The 2150-nt window shown below is 72.3% G+C and carries 3 protein-coding genes; all 3 read left to right on the forward strand.

Translation table 11 applies throughout. The annotated features are described in order from the left end of the window. Nucleotides 1–828: oxidoreductase (locus V6M42_RS12580; RefSeq protein ID WP_442880967.1), on the forward strand; the 828-nt coding region annotated here is incomplete at its 5' end. After that, nucleotides 825–1586, forward strand: coding sequence for an SDR family NAD(P)-dependent oxidoreductase (locus V6M42_RS12585; protein WP_332678784.1), 762 nt, complete (start codon nucleotides 825–827; stop codon nucleotides 1584–1586). The genes V6M42_RS12580 and V6M42_RS12585, both read left to right, overlap by 4 nt. Further along, nucleotides 1583–2083, forward strand: a complete 501-nt coding sequence (locus V6M42_RS12590) for a MarR family winged helix-turn-helix transcriptional regulator (RefSeq protein WP_332678786.1) — start codon at nucleotides 1583–1585, stop codon at nucleotides 2081–2083. The genes V6M42_RS12585 and V6M42_RS12590 overlap by 4 nt, the downstream gene beginning before the upstream one ends. Nucleotides 2084–2150 lie beyond the last annotated feature (67 nt).

Genomic DNA, 2150 nt, shown 5'->3' on the forward strand with positions numbered 1-2150 from the left:
CGCATCGCCATGCAACTGGCGCACGCCGGCCGCAAGGGATCGGTCGAACGGCCGTGGGGTCCGCGCGCGGATCGACCGCTCGTGGACGGCTGGGAGCTCATTGCCCCCTCCCCCATTCCGTGGTCGGACGAAGATCAGGTTCCGCGCGAGATGACCCGCGCCGACATGGAGCGCGTCCGGGATGATTTCGTCCAGGCGACCCGCTGGGCCGACGAGGCCGGCTTCGACATGGTCGAGCTGCACTGCGCCCACGGCTATCTGCTCTCGTCCTTCCTGACCCCGGTGTCGAACCACCGCACCGACGAATACGGCGGTTCCGTCGAAAACCGCCTGCGCTTCCCGCTGGAAGTCTTCGCCGCCATGCGCGCCGTCTGGCCCGACGACAAGCCCATGTCCGTCCGCCTGTCCGCCAGCGACTGGGTCGAGGAGGGGCTAACGCCCGAGGACTCCGTCGCCATCGCCCGCGCCTTCGCCGAAGCGGGCTGCGACCTGATCGACGTCTCCGCGGGCCAGACCTCCGAGGATTCGCGCCCCGTCTACGGCCGCATGTTCCAGACCCCGCTCAGCGACCGCATCCGCAACGAGGCGGGCGTGGTCACCATGGCGGTCGGCAACATCTACGAGACCGACCACGTGAACAGCATTCTCGCCGCCGGCCGCGCCGACCTGTGCGCCCTCGCCCGGCCGCATCTGGCCGACCCGAACTGGAGCCTGCGCGCCGCCGCCGAACTGGGCTGGCGCGGCATCCAGCCGCCGGTCCAGTACCGCGCCGGCTTCGCCCAGCTGGCCCGCAACCTCGGACGTCAGCAGCAGGCGGGACCCGTATGAGCCTGGACGGACATCACGCCGTGGTCACGGGCGCCGGCTCGGGCATCGGCCGCGCCACGGCCGAGCGGCTGGCCGAGGCCGGCTGCCAGGTCACCCTGATCGGCCGCCACGTCGCCCGCCTGAGCGAGACCGCCGACCGCATCGGCGACCTGGCCTTCGCCGCCCCCGCCGACGTCACCGACCCGGACGCGCTCGCCTCCGCCATCGAGGCCGGTCGCGACCGGTTCGGGCCCGTCGACATCCTGATCAACAACGCCGGCGCCGCGACCTCGGCCCCCTTCCTCAAGACCGACGCCGAGGCCCTGCGCGCCATGCTGGCCCTCAATCTGGAGGCGCCCGCAGAGGCCGCGCGGCTGGTCCTGCCCGGCATGCTGACCCGCCGTTGGGGCCGGATCGTCAACGTCGCCTCGACCGCCGGACTGAAGGGCTACGCCTACGTCTCCGCCTATGTCGCGGCCAAGCATGGCCTCGTCGGCCTGACACGCGCGCTGGCGCTGGAAGTCGCCAGCAAGGGCGTCACGGTCAACGCCGTCTGCCCCGGCTTCACCGACACGGATCTGGTCGCCCGTTCGGTCGAGGCCATCACGGGCAAGACCGGCCGCACTGAACAAGAGGCCCGCGCAGCCTTGGCCGCGTCCAACCCGCAGGGCCGGTTGATCACCCCGGACGAGGTGGCGACGACCATCGTCTGGCTGTGCGGCGACGGCGCCTCGGGCGTCAACGGCGCCGCCGTTCCCGTCGCGGGCGGCGAACTGTGACCCCCGCCGCCTCCCTTCCGGACAGACTGGGCGGCGCGCCCGACGGCAAGCGGTCGCTGCGGCTGTGGCTGCGCCTGCTGACCTGCGCCACCCGGATCGAGCAGACCGTGGCCCAGCGGCTCCGCGACGAGTTCGACACCACCCTGCCCCGGTTCGACATGCTTTCGGCGCTGGACCGCGCGGGCACCGCGGGCCTGACCATGGGCGAGGCCGCGGGCATGCTGATGGTGTCCAACGGCAACGTCACCGGGCTGGCGACGCGTCTCAAGACCGACGGCCTGATCGAGGCCATGGCGGGCGCCGACCGCCGGGTGCAGCGCGTGCGCCTGACGCCGCTGGGCCGGACTCGCTTCGCGGCCATGGCCCGCGCCCACGAACGCTGGATCGAAGCCCTGTTCGCCGACCTGACCGAGACCGAGGCCGACGACCTGACCCGCCTGCTGGAGCGCGCCAAGCGGTCGCTCCACGCCACCACGCACGAGGAGCTGAACGGATGAAGGCGCGCGACTACAAGGCGGCCCATTTCCTGTGGTCGGTCGACGACGACGGCGTCGCCACCCTGAC

This window comes from Brevundimonas sp., assembly GCF_036677305.1.
GTDB lineage: Bacteria > Pseudomonadota > Alphaproteobacteria > Caulobacterales > Caulobacteraceae > Brevundimonas.

Bases quoted from the DNA above. Each gene is read 5' to 3' on its own strand.
- V6M42_RS12585 (WP_332678784.1), top strand. From the start codon at position 825: ATGAGCCTGGACGGACATCACGCCGTGGTCACGGGCGCCGGCTCGGGC.